We start from the raw sequence: 17,551 nt of genomic DNA on the forward strand, positions 1-17,551 counted from the left end.
TTGCGTTGCTCACAATGCTACGCAGGAAATGTTTCCGCTACAGGTCAGTATGGTGCCGGCGAGGCAACGGTTCTGTATCAATCTGGCAGGCGGTTTTAGGGAAACCGGACATCCTTCACCCGCTGGGCCACAGACCGGCGCGTCACCAAGATCGCCTCGTCGGTCTCGACAATGACCGCGTCATCAATGCCCACCACCGCGACCGGCTTGGTGCCGCCAATCACCACGGGAGACTCGGAATCGACCGCGGCCACGGCCGCGGTGCGCTGACTAGCCAGGGTGCCTGAGGCATCGGCCTCCAGCAGGTGCGCAAGCGAGTCGAAGTCGCCAACGTCGTGCCATTCGAATGACCCAGGAAGGGTCGCGACTCCCCCGGAGGCGGCCACGGGTTCCGCGATCGCGTGGTCAATGGCGATCTTGGTGAGCGTGGGCCACACGCGGGTGAGGACATCCGCCCGGTCCGGCCCATCCCACGCGGCGGCGATCTCGCGCACGCCTGCTTCAAGAGTCGGCTGCAAGGTCGCGAGATGGTTCAGCAGCACGGTCGTCGACACCACGAACATGCCCGCATTCCACGTGTAACCTCCAGCGGCGAGCATTCGTGCTGCAGTGTCCTCTTCAGGCTTCTCTGTGAAGGCCTCCACCTGGAACACGCCCGGCACCTCAGGCAACGGCGCGCCGGCCTTGATGTACCCAAACGCGCTCGACGGCCCCGTCGGCTCAATTCCGATGGTCACGACCTTGCCGGTGCGCGCCGCGGCGATCGCAGTCCGCACCGTCTCGCGGAACGCATCGGCGTCGGGGATGACGTGGTCCGCAGCGAACGACCCCATGATGCGTTCCCCGTGGCGGTGCTCGATGACCGCGGCGGCAAGCGCGATTGCTGCCATCGAGTCACGGGGGCTCGGCTCGGTGAGGAGAGCCGATGCTTCAAGGTCAGGAAGTTGTTGAGCGACAGCTGGGGCGTGACGTTCGCCCGTCACGACCAGGGTCTCGCCCGCTACCGGCGCGAGGCGCGCGACGGTGTCCTGAATCAACGTGGTCCCTGATCCGAGCAGGTCGATGAGGAACTTGGGGCGGTGAGGTTGGGACAGAGGCCACAGCCGCGAGCCAATGCCCCCCGCGGGGATTACTGCCACAAAGTCGGAGACGGGTTCCTGACCGCTGTCATCGTGAGTCATGCGACCACATTAGGATGGACGGCGAGTCAACCCGGAATTCGAAGGAGAGTCCGTGTCGCCAGCGCCCACGCTCTACCGAGGAGCCGAGGGGATGTGGATGTGGGTCGTGCACCGCACGACCGGTATCGCCATCTTCTTCTTCCTTATTGTCCACGTCCTCGACACCGCGCTCGTGCGCGTGTCACCCGAGGCCTACAACACCGTGATCGGTCACTACAAAACCCCGCTGTACACACTGATCGAGGCCGGTCTCGTCGCCGCCATCTCGTTGCACGCCCTGAACGGCCTGCGTGTAATCGCAGTCGACAAGTGGACCTGGGCGTTGCGGCGCCAGAAGATGCTCGTGTGGTGGGTGTGGATCGGCTTCGCCATCATCATGATCGGCTTCCTTCCCCGCCACTTCATGCACGCGTTCGGAGGTGCATGATGAGCCAGGCTCCCGAACTCAAGGCGCCCAATAAGGCAATCAGCCACTCCACCCTCGGGCGCGCCCGCCGCTGGAGCTGGATTTTCCAGCGTGTCTCCGGTGCGCTGCTGATCGCGCTGATCGCGATTCACCTCACCGTGAACCTCGTCAGGGGCGACGGCATCAACCAGATTGACTTCGCCTTCGTCGCAGGCAAGCTCGCCAGCCCCTTCTGGCAGTGGTTCGACTTCACCATGCTCATCCTCGCGATGGTGCACGGCGGCAACGGCATGCGCATGGTCATCGATGACTACGCCCGCAAGCCCTGGTTGCACGCGACCCTGACGTGGGCACTGCGCATCACCACGGTCGTCATCATCGTGCTGGGCACCTTGGTGCTCTTCACCTTCGACCCGTGCCCCGCAAACGCCGACCCATCCCTGCTGCCGAGTTTCTGTGAGGACTTCTCATGACCACTGAGCACGAGTTCGACGTCGTCATCGTGGGCGCCGGTGGCGCCGGCATGCGCGCGGCGCTGGAGAGTTCTCAGCGCGCCAAGACTGCCGTCATTACCAAGCTGTACCCCACCCGGTCCCACACTGGCGCGGCACAGGGCGGCATGGCTGCGGCGCTGAGCAACGTCGAGGATGACAACGCCGAGTGGCACACCTTTGACACCGTGAAGGGCGGCGACTACCTGGTCGACCAGGACGCCGCTGAGATCCTGTGCAAGGAAGCGGTTGACGCGGTCCTGGACCTCGAGAAGATGGGCCTGCCCTTCAACCGCACCCCCGAGGGCAAGGTTGACCAGCGTCGCTTTGGTGGCCACACCCGCAACCACGGCGAGGCAGCCGTACGTCGCGCCTGCTACGCCGCGGACCGCACCGGTCACATGATCCTGCAGACGCTGTACCAACAGTGCATCAAGCAGGAAGTCGAGTTTTTCAACGAGTTCTACGTGCTGGACCTGATTCTCGACGGCGACCCGCAGGCCGCTGGCGACGACGGCGAGGTGGCTGCCGCTGGCGTGGTCGCGTACCAGTTGTCGACGGGTGAGGTTCACACCTTCCGCGCCAAGTCCGTGATCTTCGCGACCGGTGGCGCTGGCAAGGTGTTCAAGACCACCTCCAACGCCCACACGTTGACCGGTGACGGCATGGGAATTGCCCTGCGTGCCGGCATCCCGCTCGAGGACATGGAGTTCTTCCAGTTCCACCCCACAGGCCTGGCGGGTCTGGGGATCCTGCTGTCGGAGGCCGCGCGCGGCGAAGGCGGCATCCTGCGCAACTCGGAGGGCGAACGCTTCATGGAGCGCTACGCCCCCACGATCAAGGACCTCGCACCGCGCGACATGGTGGCGCGCGCGATGGCAAATGAAGTGCGCGAGGGCCGCGGCTGCGGCCCCAACAAGGACTACGTGCTGTTGGACCTCACGCACCTTGAGCCCAGCCACATCGACGAGAAGCTGCCCGACATCACGGAGTTCGCCCGCACCTACCTGGGTGTGGAGCCGTACACCGAGCCGGTCCCCGTGTTCCCCACCGCGCACTACGCCATGGGCGGTATCCCCACCAACGTTCAGGGCGAGGTGCTGCGCGACAACACGCACGTGGTCAAGGGCTTGTACGCGGCCGGCGAGTGCGCGTGCGTGTCGGTGCACGGCGCCAACCGTCTGGGCACCAACTCGCTGCTGGACATCAACGTGTTCGGGCGCCGCGCCGGTATTGCCGCCGCGGAGTACGCCAACGCCACTGACGTCACCCCCGAGCTGCCGGCCGATGCCTCCGCCAGGGTCGAGGCGCTCGTCGCCCAGTTGCGCGAGACCGTCGGCGGCGACGGCACCGAGCGGGTCGCGCAGATCCGCAAGGAGCTTCAAGAGACGATGGACCGCAACGTCCAGGTCTTCCGCACGTCGGACTCTCTCGCCGAGGCCCACGGGGTCGTCAAGGAACTGCAGGAGCGCTACAAGAACGTCGCGATCCACGACCGCGGCACGCGCTTCAACACGGACCTGCTTGAGGCGATCGAGTTGGGCTTCCTATTGGAGCTTTCCGAGGTCGTGATCGCTGGCGCCGAGGGTCGGAAGGAATCCCGCGGCGGTCACTACCGCGAGGACTTCCCCACGCGTGATGACGAGAACTACATGCAGCACACCATGGCCTACAAGCGTGCCGACGGCACCGTGGACTTGGACTGGAAGCCGGTCGTGGTGACCAAGTACCAGCCCATGGAACGCAAGTACTAGGAGGGATGGGGAGATGACCGCTACCGCTGAGAAGCCCGCCGAGGCAGGCGCCATCCCGTCGATGACGGTGACGCTGAAGATCCTGCGCTTTGACCCCGACGGCCTCGACGGCCGCGAAGCGGGGACTGAGTACTGGGAAGAGTTCACGGTCGAGGCGCACGCCACCGACCGCGTGCTGGACGCGTTGCACAAGATCAAGTGGGAGCAAGACGGCTCACTGGCCTTCCGCCGCTCCTGCGCGCACGGCGTGTGTGGCTCGGATGCCATGCGCATCAATGCCCGCAACCGCCTTGCCTGCAAGACGCTGCTCAAGGACCTCAACCCCGCCAAGCCCATCATGGTCGAGCCCATCAAGGGCCTGCCAGTGGAGAAGGACCTCATCGTGGACATGGAGCCGTTCTTCGCCTCCTACCGCGAGATCATGCCCTTCCTCATGACGACGGGTACCGCTCCTGAGCGCGAGCGCCTCCAGTCCCCTGAGGACCGCGCTCGCTTTGACGACACCACCAAGTGCATCCTGTGCGCCGCGTGCACGACGAGCTGCCCGGTGTTCTGGACGGACGGCCAGTACTTTGGCCCGCAGGCCATCGTGGGCGCCCACCGGTTCATCTTCGACTCCCGTGATGAGGGCGAGTGGGACCGTCTGGAGATCCTCAACGACAAGGCCGGGGTGTGGAAGTGCCGCACGGCATTCAACTGCACCGAGGCCTGCCCGCGTGGCATCGAGGTCACCAAGGCGATCTCTGAGGTCAAGCACGCGCTCAACACGGGTGAAATCTAGCCTCGTCAGCGTGACAGCGTGAAGGCCGGGTGAGGAGTCCTCACCCGGCCTTTGTGCTGGTATCGCGACTGCGCGCAGCGCCTACTCTTCGCAGTAGCCACCCATGGGAGTGGCCTCGCGGCCGCCGCAGGTCTCCGCGAAGGACTCATACTCGGAGCCAAAATCGGAGGCCCAGTACAGTTCGTTGCAGGCACCGTTGTCCCCCGCCTCGCACTGGTCGTACAGGGCGTCGAGGTCCGCGTCATCGCCGTAGGCCTGGTCACTGTCGAAGAAGTCGCCCAGCTCGCTGCCGATGGGCTCCACGTAGGCCTGCGTGGCCGTGATCGCGGCGGTGATGACGGCTGTCCACACCATGCATGCCAGGACGCCGAGCACCACACCGGTGACAGCCATCCACGTGCCCTTGCGCTGGCCGCCAGCCGTGCGTCGCAGGCCGATTGCGCCGAGCACTACGGCGACAGGGCCCATCGATAGCAGCCCTGTCACCAAGGCGCCGATCGAGACACCGTCGTAGTCACCGCTCGTGGTGGGCGCACTCGCCGGCGCGGCACCGTAGCCCTGCGGCGCCCCATAGACCGGTGGCTGCGGGGCCTGCGGCGGCGCATACGTGGCGCCAGGCGCGTAGGGCTCACCTTGCTGGTACATGGGGGTGGCTGGTGCTTGGACGCCAGGTGCGGGCGTGGCCACCCAAGGAGTCGCCCCTGCGTCGCGGTCGGCCTGCTCGGCAGGCGCCGGCCACGAAGTCTCGGGCTGGAACTGCTGCGGTGGGTTGCTTTGTTCGTGGGAAGCCTGCGGGGTCTGGGCGGGCTGCGAGCCGTCCTTGGGACGCAAGAAGGGGTCGTATTCGGTCACGCAGATCTCCTCAGTAGGCACTCGACCTCACGGAATCTACTGGTACACGGCCGTTACGCGCTACCCCCGACACATGTTCCGTGCGGGCTAGCGCCTGCGGGCGACCACCAGCGCGCTGAGGCCCAGGGCGAGCAACGTTCCCGCGACGAGCACCATCAATGCTGACTGGTCAGCGTCGGCTCCGGTGGCAGGCAACGTGCTCTGCGTCGGCTCCGGGCTGGGAGTCTCCGACGGGGACGCAGACGGGCTCGGCGTAGTAGACGGGCTTGGCGTGGTGGTCGGGCTTGGCGTGGTGGTCGGGCTTGGTGTGGTGGTCGGGCTTGGTGTGGTGGTCGGGCTCGGTGTGGTGGTCGGGCTCGGTGTAGTAGTCGGGGACGGTGTGGTGGTCGGGCTTGGCGTGGTGGTCGGGCTTGGGGTCTCGTCGCACGACGGCAACGGTCCGGTGAAGGGGTACGCGTGGACTTCGAGGCCGGTATTCGTCGTCGTCAACCCATGCTCGAGTGAGCCGGCGACCTCAGTGCGTCCGTTGAGTTGGTTGGCGTTGATGTGGGTCGTCGACGCTTCCTGTCCCACCAGGACCGAGCCCGGAATCACGGAGCCGCTCAACGTCACGTCAGTGGATTGTGGAAAGTTGAACACGATGCGCTGTGACGCGTTGATTTCCGCCTGATCCACACCACCGACGGTGCCGTTGAGCTGGAAATCGACGGGGTTGGAGGAAGTCACATTCACGATGACTGTCTCGGTGCCCGCCAAATTTTCTGCGGCGAGAACGGCGCCCCAGTCGGCTGTCACAGACTCCGCAGTCACCTCAAAGACCTCGATCTGGGCGCCGGAACCTGTGAAGGTCACGGTTCCGCCGTCGTCTTCCTGCACGGTGCCTGTGGGCGCCTGCGCTGCCAAGCACTGCGAGAGCGCGGTGACGTTCGCACGTCGTGCGGCCCATACCGAGGCCACATCGACGCTCTCGGTGACGGTGCCGGGCGCGACCTGAGTGATCGTCCCAGAGGCGGTTCCACCCACATTGACGTTGCCAACGAGGTCCGGCTGGCCCACGTGGAGATCGGTCCCCTGCGCCACAGTGAGGTCACCGCCGACGGTCAGCATGGTGGAGTTATTGGGAGGCGGCACGCGGGATCCGACGCCAGCGGTACCGAGGTTGTACACGCCCTGGCCCTTATCAAACGTGGCGTCGCCGAGGACAACCACATTCCCTTCCGCCTCCGCCGCTGCCTGGCCAATGGAGAAGTCACCGCCGGCGAAGATGCTGACGCCGTCATCGAATCCCAAGTACGCACCGTTATGCGGAGGACTGTACGAACCGGGGCACTCGTCCCCCAGACAGGGGTCGAGCGGCGTGTTGTCGTCAACCATGACTGCGCTCACCATGGAGGTGGTACCGATGGCGAGACCGATGGCCGTGGCAGCGACGAGGGGGCCACGCCACGCTCGGGTGCGATTGCCTGTGGGGACAGCATGCATGCCCGAATTGTACTAATTCTGCAGTAGTGATCTCACCATTGAGAATATTGGCAGAGCCACGTTATGACGACGTGTGGGACCGTCCTGTCGCGCGGGTCGTGGTGACCGACCCCTTGCCCCGGCGCGGCGGGGCTTCCAACGATTGGGTAGGCGCCGAGCCATGGTCGCCGAGTTCGCTGTCGGGAAGAGTCCCGAGCCACGCGGACCCCACGAGCACAATGCGCGCGATGAAGTCCACAAAGATCATGACGGTTACGATCGCCGCGACGGAGCCAAGCACCGGGTTCGAGGACACGGACGCGATGATGAGCGACACGGCCTGGCGCAACACTCCAATCGCCACGGCTGCCGCCAGCAATGTCCACAGGAGGTGCTGACGCGAGCCCCGGAATCCCCCCAGGACCACGATGAGCAAGCCCACAAAGGCGGCATCGAGTAGCCCACCAATGATGATGGCAGGCGCCCGGATCACGCTCTCAGAAATCCACTCCACGGCGAACCAACTCGCGACGGTGGTCGCAAACCGCGACGCCAGCACCTGCAAGCCAATCCCTAGGACCACGAGCAAGATGAGCGCGAACAGCACCGCAAAGTCCCTCAGCTTGCCCTGCGCCGGCGCCGCGGACCCATTGCCCAGCATGACGCGCACGCCGATGCGGTTTCCGCGCAGGTACCGCGAGGCGGTGTTGAAAAGAATGATGAAGGAGACGATTCCGACGACCCCCGTGAGGCCCTGAGGCTCGATGTCGGACGGGTCGATCACCGCGTCCTCGCCGGTACCGACAATCCCCGGCAGGATGTCGTCGATGAAGCCGTAGAACGCGTCGTTCCACGCCTCGTTGTTGTAGACCAGGAAGCTGGACAGTGTCACACCGATCACCACGGCCGCCGCGAGAGACGTCAAGGAAAAGTAGGCGATGCCGCCCGCAAGCAGCATCGCGTTGCCATCCTTGATGCGCTCCAGCATCCGGCCCACGTGGCTCTCGTCGAACCGTTCCTTGCGGCTCTTCGCTTCCGCAATGGCCGCCTTGGTCTTGTCGATTGCGCCGGAGTCCTCAAGCGCAGCGCGCCCCTTTTTGGCGGTCGTCGTTTCCTCGAACGTGCCGCGCAGCGGCATGCGCTTGGGGTCGGTGGGCTCGCTCACGGGCTACCTCCGGTGACTAGGGCGCAACAGTCCCACTCGGTCATACAGCCGCTCAAGGGTGGCCGACGCGATCTCGCTGGCCCTTTCCGCACCGTCGGCCAACACTGCGTCCAAACGGTCAGGAGACTCGATCCATTCCATCGCAGCGTCATGGATGGGCGTCAGGTAGTTGACCACGACCTCCGCGAGGTCGACCTTCAGGTGGCCATACATCTTGCCTTCGTAGTCCGCCACCAGTTGATCAACGCTGCGTCCGTCGAGTGCAGAGTAGATCGTGAGCAGGTTGGACACGCCCGCCTTGTTTTCGCGGTCGAAAGCGATGACCGCGTCCGAGTCCGTGGCTGCAGCCTTGATGTTCTTAGCGACTGACTTGGGGTCTTGGAGAATTTCGATGATGCCTTTGGGGCTCGAGAACGACTTCGACATCTTCTTGGTCGGTTCCTGAAGATCAAAGATCTTCGCTGTCTCCTTCACGATGTGCGGCTCTGGCACGGTGACGGTGTCCTCGCCAAGGCGCGCGTTGAGGCGCATCGCGAGGTCGCGAGACAGCTCGAGGTGCTGTCGCTGGTCCTCACCCACGGGCACCACGTTGGTGTCGTACAGAAGGATGTCGGCGGCCATCAGGATGGGGTAGGTGAACAGGCCCACGTTGGTACCGGACTCGCCCACCCTCGCGGACTTGTCCTTGAACTGAGTCATGCGCCCTGCCTCACCCATGCCGGTGAAGGTGCTCAGCAACCAGGCCAGCTCGGCGTGCTCGGGTACGTGCGACTGGAGGAAGACGATCGAGCGCGACGGGTCCACCCCGGCCGCCAGGAACTGAGCGGCGGTGACACGCGAGCGGCGCCGCAATACCTCGGGTTCCGGCGCCACGGTCAACGCGTGCAGGTCGACCACACCGTAGATCGCGTCATGCGTGTCCTGTAGCTTGACCCACTCCACCAGGGCTCCCAGAAAGTTTCCCAGCTGGAGGGAGTCTGCTGTGGGCTGCATAGCCGAGAACACGCGAGGTTTCATGCCCGCTATTGTTCCGCATCGGCCCGAGTGCTGTACAACGCGGGGAGCGGCTACGTCGCTTCCGAGTCAAAGGGCGCCGCCGCGCCACGAGCATCTGGATTGCTAGCGGAGGGGCCAGGCTGCGCAGCAGCGGCCGTGATGGGGGCCGATGCCTGGGTGACGGGGCGCACTGGAGGTGCCTGGGCAGCGGGGCTGGGCTCAGCGAGCGCCTCGCGCACAATCCGACGGGGATCGTACTGGCGGGGGTCGTACTGGGTCCAGTCGACCTGATCGCCTACCTCCGACTTCACCTGGTCCTTGCCCTGGTTCACCCAGTCGCGCCCGCGGACCACCCAGCGGCGAAGCTGGGCAGCGTACTCGGGCATGCGTTCGGGACCGATCACGACAATCGCGATCAGGATGAGGACGAGGAGCTCTCCTCCGTTGATGCCGAACACAGCACTATTGTGCCGTGTTCAGCAGTCCGGTCGCGATCACCCCTGCTGTGCCTCGAGCGTCGCGGAGGAGGCGAGCGTCACGGTGATGTCCTGCTCCTGGTTGTCGCGCAACACCGTCAACGTCACCTCGTCACCTGGCGCCATCGCGCGGATCGACACAATGAGCTCGTCGACCTGGGTGATGGGACGGCCGTCAATGGCCGTAATGACGTCTCCAGGCTCGATCCCCGCTTCACCCGCTGGCATTCCGTCCGTCACGCCGCTGGGGTCGTCCAGAACCTTGACCCCCTCGCCGGTGTAGGTGTCGTCGAGCAGCACGCCGATGATCGGGTAGGTCGCCGTCCCGGTCTCGATGAGCTCCTCAGCGGTGCGCTTGGCTTGGTTCGAGGTAATGGCGAAGCCCAGGCCAATGGATCCAGTGGTGTCCGTCGAAGTCGACAAGGTCGCGATGGCTGAGTTCACGCCAATCACCTCGCCATTGGCGTTGAGAAGCGGCCCACCTGAGTTACCCGGGTTGATGGCCGCGTCCGTCTGAATGGCGTCGATGAAGGCTGGTTCGCTCGACTCGCCGGCGCGCACGGGACGGTGCAGCGAGGAGACGATGCCAGTGGTCACCGTGGCTTCGAGGCCTAGTGGCGACCCGACGGCGATGGTTTCGTCACCGACGACCACCTGGTCGGAGTCCGCGAACACCAGCGGCGTGAGCCCGCTCAGTTCCACGTGCAGGACGGCGAGGTCGTAGTCCCCGGTCGCGCCAATCAGCTCTGCGGGGTGCTCGGACCCGTCGGAGAACACGACCGTGATGTCCTGCGCGCCCTCGACCACGTGGTTGTTGGTCAGGATGTAGCCGTCCTCGCGGATGACAAAGCCGGAGCCGGTCGACGACCCCAGCTGGCTTGAGGCCTCAATCGAGACTGCAGAGGGCATCGCCTCCGCGGCGACGGCGGCGACGGAACCCTCGGGACGGTCAACGGCCTCGACAGTCGAGGTGGCGATGGACGCTTGCGGGGCTTCAGTGAACTCATCGAAGGCCCACGCACCCAGCACTCCTCCGCCGAGCCCAAGCACCAGTGCGCCGGCCGTGATACCAGCCACTGCGCCTGCACCTACGCGGCCGCGCTTGTCCTTCTTGGTCGGCGCCTGGTGGGGAGCTGGCGCTCCCCCGTGGTAGCCCGCGCCATCGTAGGCAGGCTCAGCGGTGGAGAAGGTGCCGTCTGGCTGCGCGGCCATGGCGCCGTGAGGGGCCGGGGGTTGAGCGTAGACGGGCTGCTGCACAGTGGCCGGAGGCTGCGCATAAGCGGCCCCGCTGACGGGAGCCTGCGGAGCGCGGACCTGCGACGGGTCAATGACCTCGGTGTCCTGCTGCTGCGGGTCAGCAGCGGAGGGCGCGGACGCCGCGGATGCGGGCGGCGTTGCGGCCGATGCCGGCGTACCTTGCGGGGCGTCTTCAGCGTCGCGGCGACGCTCGTTGGGCGAGGCAAAGGGGTTGTCAGACATGGCGCTCCTTGTCAGAGGGTGTCATTCGCCGGTGAGGACCTGAGCGATACGCATCGCTCCGTCGCCCACACGGTCCAGGAATCCGGGGGTGCTGGTGGCGGGAAAACTGGCGGCCGCTGCCTCCAATGTCGCGGCGGTGCACTCACACGCCGCAGAGACCACGAAGTCGCCGGTCTCCCACAGCAGGCGGCGCGGCTGCTCGCTTACGAGGAACGCGGTCACACCACCCAAGTCCACGCGTGGGTAGGCGTCCGCAGCCGCATAGTCGAGACTGCCGCGCTGCTCTGCAACCACGATGGTCTCGGAACCAGCCACCAACCACAGCAAGAGGACGTCGTCGCCGTAGGCATCATGAACCACGCGAGCCTCGACGGGCTTGACGTCGGCGCTGTCCCATTCGGGATGGGCCCAAGCGCTGAGCACATCGTCCGAGCGCATCGAGGTCGACGTCATGTAGGACACGGTGTTGTCGTCGGAGTCGGCTCCGTCCGCGAACGCGGGCTCGACCCGCTCGGGGGCTCCCGCCGCGTATGCGCCGACCACACCCGAGGACAACACGATCAGCATGACCACGAGCGCCATCATGGGGCGGTGCGCGTGGCCGGCGGCCGCGCGCGCGTCCCGCTTGGACTCACGTTGGGCGATCTGCGACATGCGGTCACGGTCGAGCAACTGCTGCGCGAAACTCATGTCGATTCCCGCGGGCGACGACTGGAGCGCCTCTCGCGCAGCCCTCAACTCTGCCCAGCGCGTGCGACAGTCGGCGCACACGTCAAGGTGAGCCATGGCATCGGCCGCCTGCAGCGGCGTGAGCCGGTTGTCCAGCAAATCGTGGACGCGCTCTCCCAGGTGCTCTTGCTTCACACGCCACCTCGCACCGGCGCGCGGTGAGCCAAGGACTCACGGAGCTTCGCGCGGGCGCGAGACAGTCGGGACCGGACAGTGCCCATCTTGATGCCGAGCGTGGCGGCAATCTCCTCGTAACTGAGACCCTCGATGTCGCTCAGCACCACAGCTGCGCGGTACTCAGGGGGAAGGTCGGCGAGGGCGGCGACGATGTCGTCGCCAAGGTGGGCCATGTCGAAGGCGTCCTCTGGCTGTCCCGAACGCTCGTGGCGATCGAAGCTGTCGGACGTGGGAACGGCGGCATCGTCATCGGCCATGAAGTCGAATCGGATGCGCTTCTTGCGGCGCATGCGGTCAAGGAACAGGTTGGTCGTAATGCGGTGAAGCCAACCCTCGAAGGTCCCGGGCTTGTACTGCGACAGCGAGTTGAACACGCGGATGAAGACGTCCTGCGTGAGGTCCTCGGCATCGTGCTGATTGCCGGTGAGGTGATAGGCCAGCCGGTAAACGCGACCGGAGTGTTCCTCCACGATGCGCTCCCACGTTAGATCCTGGGGCGGGTTCGTAGGCGTGATGGAGGCGTGCTCACTTTGCACTTGAGTCATCTCAGTTGCCTCCTCCACATCACGATCAACGGCTACCAACAAGAACATGTTCCCACGCGATGCTGGGAGTTTGCTGAGACATACGTCCCTACAGGGCGACTACGATGCGGCATAGAGGAGGCCACCCATGAGCATCGAAGGTACCAACTGGGCGTACGCCGAGGACTTTGTACCCGAAGACAGGGTTCTCCTAGTCGCCCGCGACGTCGCAGAGGAGTTGGGCTGCCCGCCCGTTCTCCCGGGCGCCGGGCAGACGTTGCAACTGCTTGCCCAGGCCGCAGGCGTCAGGTCCGTCGTGGAGATCGGCACCGGCACGGGCGTCTCGACCACATACTTGCTGCGCGGCATGGTCAGCGGCGGTGTGGTCACCACGATCGACGTCGAACCCGAGCACCACAAGGCCGCCCGTAAGACGCTCGCCGCGGCCGGTTTCCCGCCCGAGCGAGCGCGCATGATTACGGGGCGTGCGCTCGACGTGCTCCCGCGGCTCACCGACGGCGGCTACGACCTGGTACTCATCGACGCACGCAAAGTCGAGTACCCGCAGTACCTCGAGCAGGCGTTGCGCCTGGTGCGTGTGGGGGGCATGATCGCCATCGACAACGCGCTGTGGCACGGGCGCGTGCCCGATCCCGCCCAGCGCGACCAAGAGACCACCGCGATCCGCACCACACTCAAGAGCGTCCGCGAACATGAGTCGCTCACGACTGTCCTGCTACCTGCGGGCGACGGTCTCCTGGTTGCGATCAAGAACGCGTAACTGACCTGCACGGGCGCGCCGGCAACGCCACCCAAGACAGGAGTGACCAGTGGTGACGTGCCCGCGCGCTGGTGTGTTCGCGGCGCGAGCCGTCATCCCTTGGGGCGGTTGAGCCCTACTGCAGGGCGCCAGCCAAGGCGTCGCGGAGTTCAGCGACCTCGTCCGCGTTGATCTCGACCACGAGACGACCGCCACCCTCAAGTGGCACTCGCATCACATACCCGCGACCCTCCTTCACGACCTCCATGGGGCCGTCGCCGGTACGGGGCTTCATCGCAGCCATATGTGCTTCTCCTCGCCAGTGTGCGTCGGCCGCGCATACGCACGGCACCGCAGACCATTCTACGACGTGTCATGGTCGCGCCCCAAACATCCCCGCAGATCGGAGCCGTGATGCTACATCGGCTCCGCCCGCGGCGGCGTCGCTGGAACCTCTGGTCCCGTCCCTTCGCCGCGCGAAAACTCGACCACAATGCGGATCGCCTCTTCCACATCATCCGTCACATGGAATAGGTCCATGTCGGTGGATGACGCCTTGCCGTCGGCGACCACGGAGTCTCGCAACCAGTCCACCAATCCATCCCAGTAGCGGTGCCCGACCAGCACCACCGGGAACTTGGTGATGGTCCGTGTCTGCACCAATGTGAGGGCTTCAAAGAGCTCATCCATGGTTCCGAACCCGCCGGGCAAAACGATGAAACCCTGGGCGTACTTCACGAACATGGTCTTGCGGGCAAAGAAGTACCGAAAGTTGATGCCGAGGTTCACGAAACTGTTCACGCCCTGCTCGAAGGGCAACTCAATGCCGAGCCCGACGGAGACTCCGCCTGCCTCGCTAGCTCCCTTGTTCGCGGCTTCCATCACGCCGGGACCGCCGCCGGTGATCACGGCGAAGCCCTCCTCGACAAGCCGGCGGCCAATGGTGACTCCCTGCTCGTAGTCGGGCGCATCGGGGGTAGTCCTGGCAGAGCCGAACACGGAGATCGCGGGTCCCAGCTCTGCGAGCGCGCCAAAGCCCTCCACGAACTCGCTTTGAATGCGCAGCACGCGCCACGGATCGCCGTGGAGCCAGTCCGGCTCATCCTGATTGCCCAAGAGGCGGCCGGACGTGGAACTCGAGGGAATGTTGCGACCGCGCAGCAGCACCGGTCCCTTGCGGTATTCAGACATCGCGTCCTCCTTACGTCGTGAGCCGGTGGGCTCGTGAATCACATCTCAGGCGGGGCTGTGAGCCACGCTTCCATACCCGCGCGGCACGCGTGGATATCCGCCACCGGGCAGTGTTCGTCGTCAGCGTGGGCGAGTTCCGGGTTACCGGGGCCGTAGTTCACGGCAGGAATGCCCATGTCTCCGAACCTCGACACGTCCGTCCACCCTTCCTTGGCGCGCGGCTCACCCCCGCCCGCAGCACGCACGGCCGTGGCGAAGGACTGCGCCAGCGGCGCGTCGAGGCCGGGTCGGCACGCGGCCGATTCATCGGTCCAGACCATGGTGTGGTCCCCAGGCAGGGCCGCACGAACCACGGCAGTCACGTGAGCCTTCGCTTCCTCAAGGCTTTTGTCCGGCGCGAACCGGTAGTTGATCGTCACGGTGGCCGCATCCGGGATCACGTTGCCTGCAATCCCGCCGCGCACACCAACGGCGTTGAGCCCCTCACGGTAGTCGAGCCCGTCCACCGTCACTGTGGCCGGGCGGTAGGCCGCCAGCACGGTCAACAGCGGCGCGAGGCCGTGAATCGCGTTGATCCCTTTCCATGCCCTCGCGCTGTGCGCCGCCTTGCCAGGGACCGTGACCTCTACACGTACGGTGCCGTTGCACCCGCCCTCGATCGCGGCAGAGGTGGGCTCGCACAGCACCGCAAAGTCGCCGTCAAGAAGGTCCGGGTGGTGCCGCACCATGCGGCCAAGGCCGTTCTTCGTCGCCTCGACCTCCTCATGGTCGTAGAAGACCCACGTGACGTCACGAGACGGGTGCTGAACCTGGGCCGCCAACGACAGCATGACGGCAACGCCCGCCTTCATGTCGACGCTTCCGCGCCCCCACAGCGTCGCGCCATCGTCATCGAAACGGCCGGGCACATTATCTTTGATCGGGACCGTATCAAGGTGGCCGGCGATGATGACACGCTCACTCGCCCCGGTCTCCGTCCGGGCCACGATGGCGTCGCCATCGCGCGTCACGGACAGGTGGGAGCACTGCCGTAGCGCCCGCTCCACCGCATCGGCAATCGCGCTCTCGTCACCGGACACGGAAGGGATGTTCACCAAGTCCGCGGCGAGTTGCGCCACTGGTGCGCTCAGATCAAGGTCAGCCATGCCGCCACCCTATCCACAGCATCGGCCCTCACCACGCCGCGCCTAGCCGACGTCACCGATCCGTCACCGCGTGGCGTGTCTGCGCCCTCAACTAGGCTTGTGCCCATGACTCGCTCTGCCTACGGATTCGGACTGGCCACCTACGACGCGAACGGCGTCGCACTCGACACTTGGTACCCCTCCCCCGGGCTCGGCGAGGGACCCACCGGCAACATCCCGGCGGGCCTCGCGGCGGCAGAGCGCTACGACGACCTGCGTGCCGTGACCATTCGCGCCGTCCATACCGTCATCGACCTTGACCAGGCTCCCGCCACCGTGGAGGACGCCTACCTTCGCCTCCACCTCATCTCCCACCGCGTCGTGAAGCCCCACGGCCTCAACCTCGACGGCGTGTTCGGTGCTTTGACCAACGTGGTGTGGACCTCCGCCGGGCCGTGCGCAATCGAGAGCTTCGACGCGACCCGCCTGCGCTTCCGCGCGGCCGGGCAGCAGCTCACCGTGTACGGCATCGACAAGTTCCCCCGCCTGGTGGACTACGTCATCCCGTCCGGCGTCCGCATCGCGGATGCCGACCGCGTGCGCCTAGGAGCGCACCTTGCCGAGGGCACCACGGTGATGCATGAGGGCTTTGTGAACTTCAACGCGGGCACGCTCGGCCACTCCATGGTCGAGGGCCGCATCTCTGCTGGAGTGGTCGTGGGCGACGGTTCCGATGTGGGCGGCGGCGCCTCCATCATGGGCACTCTGTCCGGCGGCGGCAAGGAAGTGATCTCCATCGGTGAGCGGTCGCTGTTGGGAGCGAACTCCGGCCTGGGAATTCCGCTCGGCGACGACTGCGTCGTCGAGGCTGGCCTCTACGTCACCGCGGGCTCGAAGGTGCTGCTCGTCGGCCAGTCCGATGACGACGGCAAGCCGGTCGTCGTCAAGGCTAAGGAGCTTGCGGGCAAGGACGGCATTCTGTTCCGCCGCAACTCTGTGTCCGGCGCGCTTGAGGCAGTCATGCGCCAAGGCGCCGGCGTGGAGCTGAACGCCGCTCTTCACGCGAACTAGCGTGGCTCAGCGGCGTCGCGGTCGCGGCGCGAGCCTGATCGCTGTGGGGTTGGTCCTCGCCGTGACCGTCGCCGCGCTGGTGTGGGTGCCGCGCCTGTGGGAACGCTTGAACGACGAGCCTGCGGCATCCTCACGGTGCACCGTGGCAGTCGCCGAGCGCTCCGACACCAAGACAGCCGAGCAAGCCAACAACACCGCGCTCATCGTGGCGGGATCGATGCGCTGGGGTTTGCCAGCGCGCGCCGGGACCATTGGCGTGGCCACCGCCATCCAGGAGTCGTCGCTACGCAATATCGACTACGGCGACCGCGACTCGCTCGGTCTGTTTCAGCAGCGCCCCTCGCAGGGATGGGGAACTGAAAACGAGATCATGGACCCCCACTACGCGACCGACAGGTTCTACGAGGCGCTCATCAAGGTCGCGGCCTGGACCGAGATGGAGATCACCGACGCCGCGCAGGAGGTCCAGCGCTCCGGGTTCCCTCTGGCCTATGCCGATCACGAGGAAGAAGGCCGGCTATGGGCCTCCGCCCTGACGGGCAACGGCGGAACCATCACCTGCGACCTCGACCAGCCGATCGAGCCGACCACCACGCGCGCATTCGCGGGCAGGCTTGCGGCGGACTTCGGCGAGGATGCCTACGTCGTCGAGGTTGTCGGCACGGACGGCGATGACACGGTGCTTCGTGTGACGGGGGCCGATGCCCTGGCCAACAGCGCTGTCCAGCGGTGGGCCGTCGCGGTCGCTGCGCACGAGCAGGTCACCTCGGCGGTGAGCGCCACTGCACAGTGGGTTCGGGACGGCTCCGCGCCACCACCGGCGCCCGAGTCCGCAGTGACGGTGACGCTACGCACGCGGGCTGACTGACGCGTCGGCCCGCAGCCCCCACCCGTGCCCACATAGTCAAATGGCTCCATTTCGCTGTTTTAACT

Annotated in this window: 19 protein-coding genes; 7 read left to right on the plus strand and 12 right to left on the minus strand. The window is 65.8% G+C overall.

Annotation, left to right across the window (positions count from 1 at the left end; translation table 11 throughout):
- Positions 1-95 precede the first annotated feature (95 nt).
- Positions 96-1,181, minus strand: a complete 1,086-nt coding sequence (locus AOP75_RS02165; RefSeq protein WP_062076719.1) for a mannose-1-phosphate guanylyltransferase — start codon at positions 1,179-1,181, stop codon at positions 96-98.
- Positions 1,182-1,233: 52 nt separating this feature from the next.
- Between AOP75_RS02165 and sdhC the strand changes: the two genes are divergently transcribed.
- Genes sdhC through AOP75_RS02185 form a run of 4 tightly spaced genes read left to right on the plus strand, consistent with a single transcriptional unit; the run spans position 1,234 to position 4,613 of the window.
- Complete coding sequence (sdhC, locus tag AOP75_RS02170; protein WP_269078801.1) at positions 1,234-1,608, plus strand: succinate dehydrogenase, cytochrome b556 subunit; 375 nt, start codon at positions 1,234-1,236, stop codon at positions 1,606-1,608.
- The gene (locus tag AOP75_RS02175; protein ID WP_062076720.1) at positions 1,608-2,060 is read left to right on the plus strand and encodes a succinate dehydrogenase hydrophobic membrane anchor subunit; all 453 of its coding nucleotides are present in this window, start codon (positions 1,608-1,610) and stop codon (positions 2,058-2,060) included. Before sdhC ends, AOP75_RS02175 begins: the two co-directional genes overlap by 1 nt.
- Complete coding sequence (gene sdhA, locus AOP75_RS02180) at positions 2,057-3,832, plus strand: succinate dehydrogenase flavoprotein subunit (RefSeq protein ID WP_062076721.1); 1,776 nt, start codon at positions 2,057-2,059, stop codon at positions 3,830-3,832. Before AOP75_RS02175 ends, sdhA begins: the two co-directional genes overlap by 4 nt.
- Before the next feature lie 13 nt (positions 3,833-3,845).
- Entirely contained in the window at positions 3,846-4,613 is a 768-nt protein-coding gene (locus AOP75_RS02185; protein WP_062076722.1) for a succinate dehydrogenase iron-sulfur subunit, read from the plus strand.
- Positions 4,614-4,694: 81 nt separating this feature from the next.
- Here AOP75_RS02185 and AOP75_RS02190 read toward each other — a convergent pair whose 3' ends face one another.
- The 8 genes from AOP75_RS02190 to sigE all read right to left on the minus strand — a co-directional run bounded on the left by AOP75_RS02190 (position 4,695) and on the right by sigE (position 12,493).
- Complete coding sequence (locus AOP75_RS02190) at positions 4,695-5,465, minus strand: DUF4190 domain-containing protein (RefSeq protein ID WP_062076723.1); 771 nt, start codon at positions 5,463-5,465, stop codon at positions 4,695-4,697.
- Between the two features lie 87 nt (positions 5,466-5,552).
- Positions 5,553-6,947, minus strand: a complete 1,395-nt coding sequence (locus AOP75_RS02195) for a choice-of-anchor A family protein (protein ID WP_062076724.1) — start codon at positions 6,945-6,947, stop codon at positions 5,553-5,555.
- Between the two features lie 61 nt (positions 6,948-7,008).
- Complete coding sequence (locus AOP75_RS02200; RefSeq protein WP_062076725.1) at positions 7,009-8,091, minus strand: YihY/virulence factor BrkB family protein; 1,083 nt, start codon at positions 8,089-8,091, stop codon at positions 7,009-7,011.
- A 3-nt stretch (positions 8,092-8,094) separates the two neighbouring features.
- Positions 8,095-9,108 carry a tryptophan--tRNA ligase gene (trpS, locus tag AOP75_RS02205; RefSeq protein WP_062076726.1) on the minus strand — a complete coding sequence of 338 codons (1,014 nt, stop codon included), beginning with the start codon at positions 9,106-9,108 and terminating at the stop codon, positions 8,095-8,097.
- 50 nt (positions 9,109-9,158) lie between these two features.
- Positions 9,159-9,545: a twin-arginine translocase TatA/TatE family subunit gene (locus AOP75_RS02210; protein WP_062076727.1), complete on the minus strand. Its 387-nt coding sequence runs from the start codon at positions 9,543-9,545 to the stop codon at positions 9,159-9,161.
- A gap of 36 nt (positions 9,546-9,581) precedes the next feature.
- Positions 9,582-11,042 carry a S1C family serine protease gene (locus tag AOP75_RS02215; RefSeq protein WP_062076728.1) on the minus strand — a complete coding sequence of 487 codons (1,461 nt, stop codon included), beginning with the start codon at positions 11,040-11,042 and terminating at the stop codon, positions 9,582-9,584.
- A gap of 21 nt (positions 11,043-11,063) precedes the next feature.
- Positions 11,064-11,906 (minus strand): anti-sigma factor family protein, encoded by an 843-nt coding sequence (locus tag AOP75_RS02220; RefSeq protein WP_062076729.1) that lies wholly within the window; start codon positions 11,904-11,906, stop codon positions 11,064-11,066.
- Positions 11,903-12,493 carry an RNA polymerase sigma factor SigE gene (gene sigE, locus AOP75_RS02225; protein ID WP_062078319.1) on the minus strand — a complete coding sequence of 197 codons (591 nt, stop codon included), beginning with the start codon at positions 12,491-12,493 and terminating at the stop codon, positions 11,903-11,905. The genes AOP75_RS02220 and sigE overlap by 4 nt, the downstream gene beginning before the upstream one ends.
- A 127-nt stretch (positions 12,494-12,620) precedes the next feature.
- Here sigE and AOP75_RS02230 point away from each other — a divergent pair, with 127 nt between their 5' ends.
- The gene (locus tag AOP75_RS02230) at positions 12,621-13,253 is read left to right on the plus strand and encodes an O-methyltransferase (RefSeq protein ID WP_062076730.1); all 633 of its coding nucleotides are present in this window, start codon (positions 12,621-12,623) and stop codon (positions 13,251-13,253) included.
- Between the two features lie 115 nt (positions 13,254-13,368).
- On the opposite strand, the gene AOP75_RS12335 is transcribed toward AOP75_RS02230, so the two are convergent.
- The 3 genes from AOP75_RS12335 to dapE form a co-directional block, all read right to left on the minus strand.
- On the minus strand, positions 13,369-13,536 hold the full coding sequence (locus AOP75_RS12335) for a DUF3117 domain-containing protein (protein WP_083966629.1): 168 nt from the start codon (positions 13,534-13,536) through the stop codon (positions 13,369-13,371).
- Positions 13,537-13,649: 113 nt separating this feature from the next.
- Entirely contained in the window at positions 13,650-14,423 is a 774-nt protein-coding gene (locus tag AOP75_RS02235; RefSeq protein WP_062076731.1) for an LOG family protein, read from the minus strand.
- Positions 14,424-14,461: 38 nt separating this feature from the next.
- On the minus strand, positions 14,462-15,568 hold the full coding sequence (gene dapE, locus AOP75_RS02240; protein WP_062076732.1) for a succinyl-diaminopimelate desuccinylase: 1,107 nt from the start codon (positions 15,566-15,568) through the stop codon (positions 14,462-14,464).
- 105 nt (positions 15,569-15,673) lie between these two features.
- Here dapE and dapD point away from each other — a divergent pair, with 105 nt between their 5' ends.
- Both dapD and AOP75_RS02250 read left to right on the plus strand, forming a co-directional pair.
- Positions 15,674-16,618 (plus strand): 2,3,4,5-tetrahydropyridine-2,6-dicarboxylate N-succinyltransferase, encoded by a 945-nt coding sequence (gene dapD, locus AOP75_RS02245; RefSeq protein WP_062076733.1) that lies wholly within the window; start codon positions 15,674-15,676, stop codon positions 16,616-16,618.
- 1 nt (position 16,619) lies between these two features.
- On the plus strand, positions 16,620-17,486 hold the full coding sequence (locus AOP75_RS02250) for a hypothetical protein (protein WP_062076734.1): 867 nt from the start codon (positions 16,620-16,622) through the stop codon (positions 17,484-17,486).
- The last annotated feature ends 65 nt before the right edge of the window (positions 17,487-17,551 follow it).

The organism is Demequina globuliformis (assembly GCF_000975155.1).
In the GTDB taxonomy this organism is placed as follows: domain Bacteria; phylum Actinomycetota; class Actinomycetes; order Actinomycetales; family Demequinaceae; genus Demequina; species Demequina globuliformis.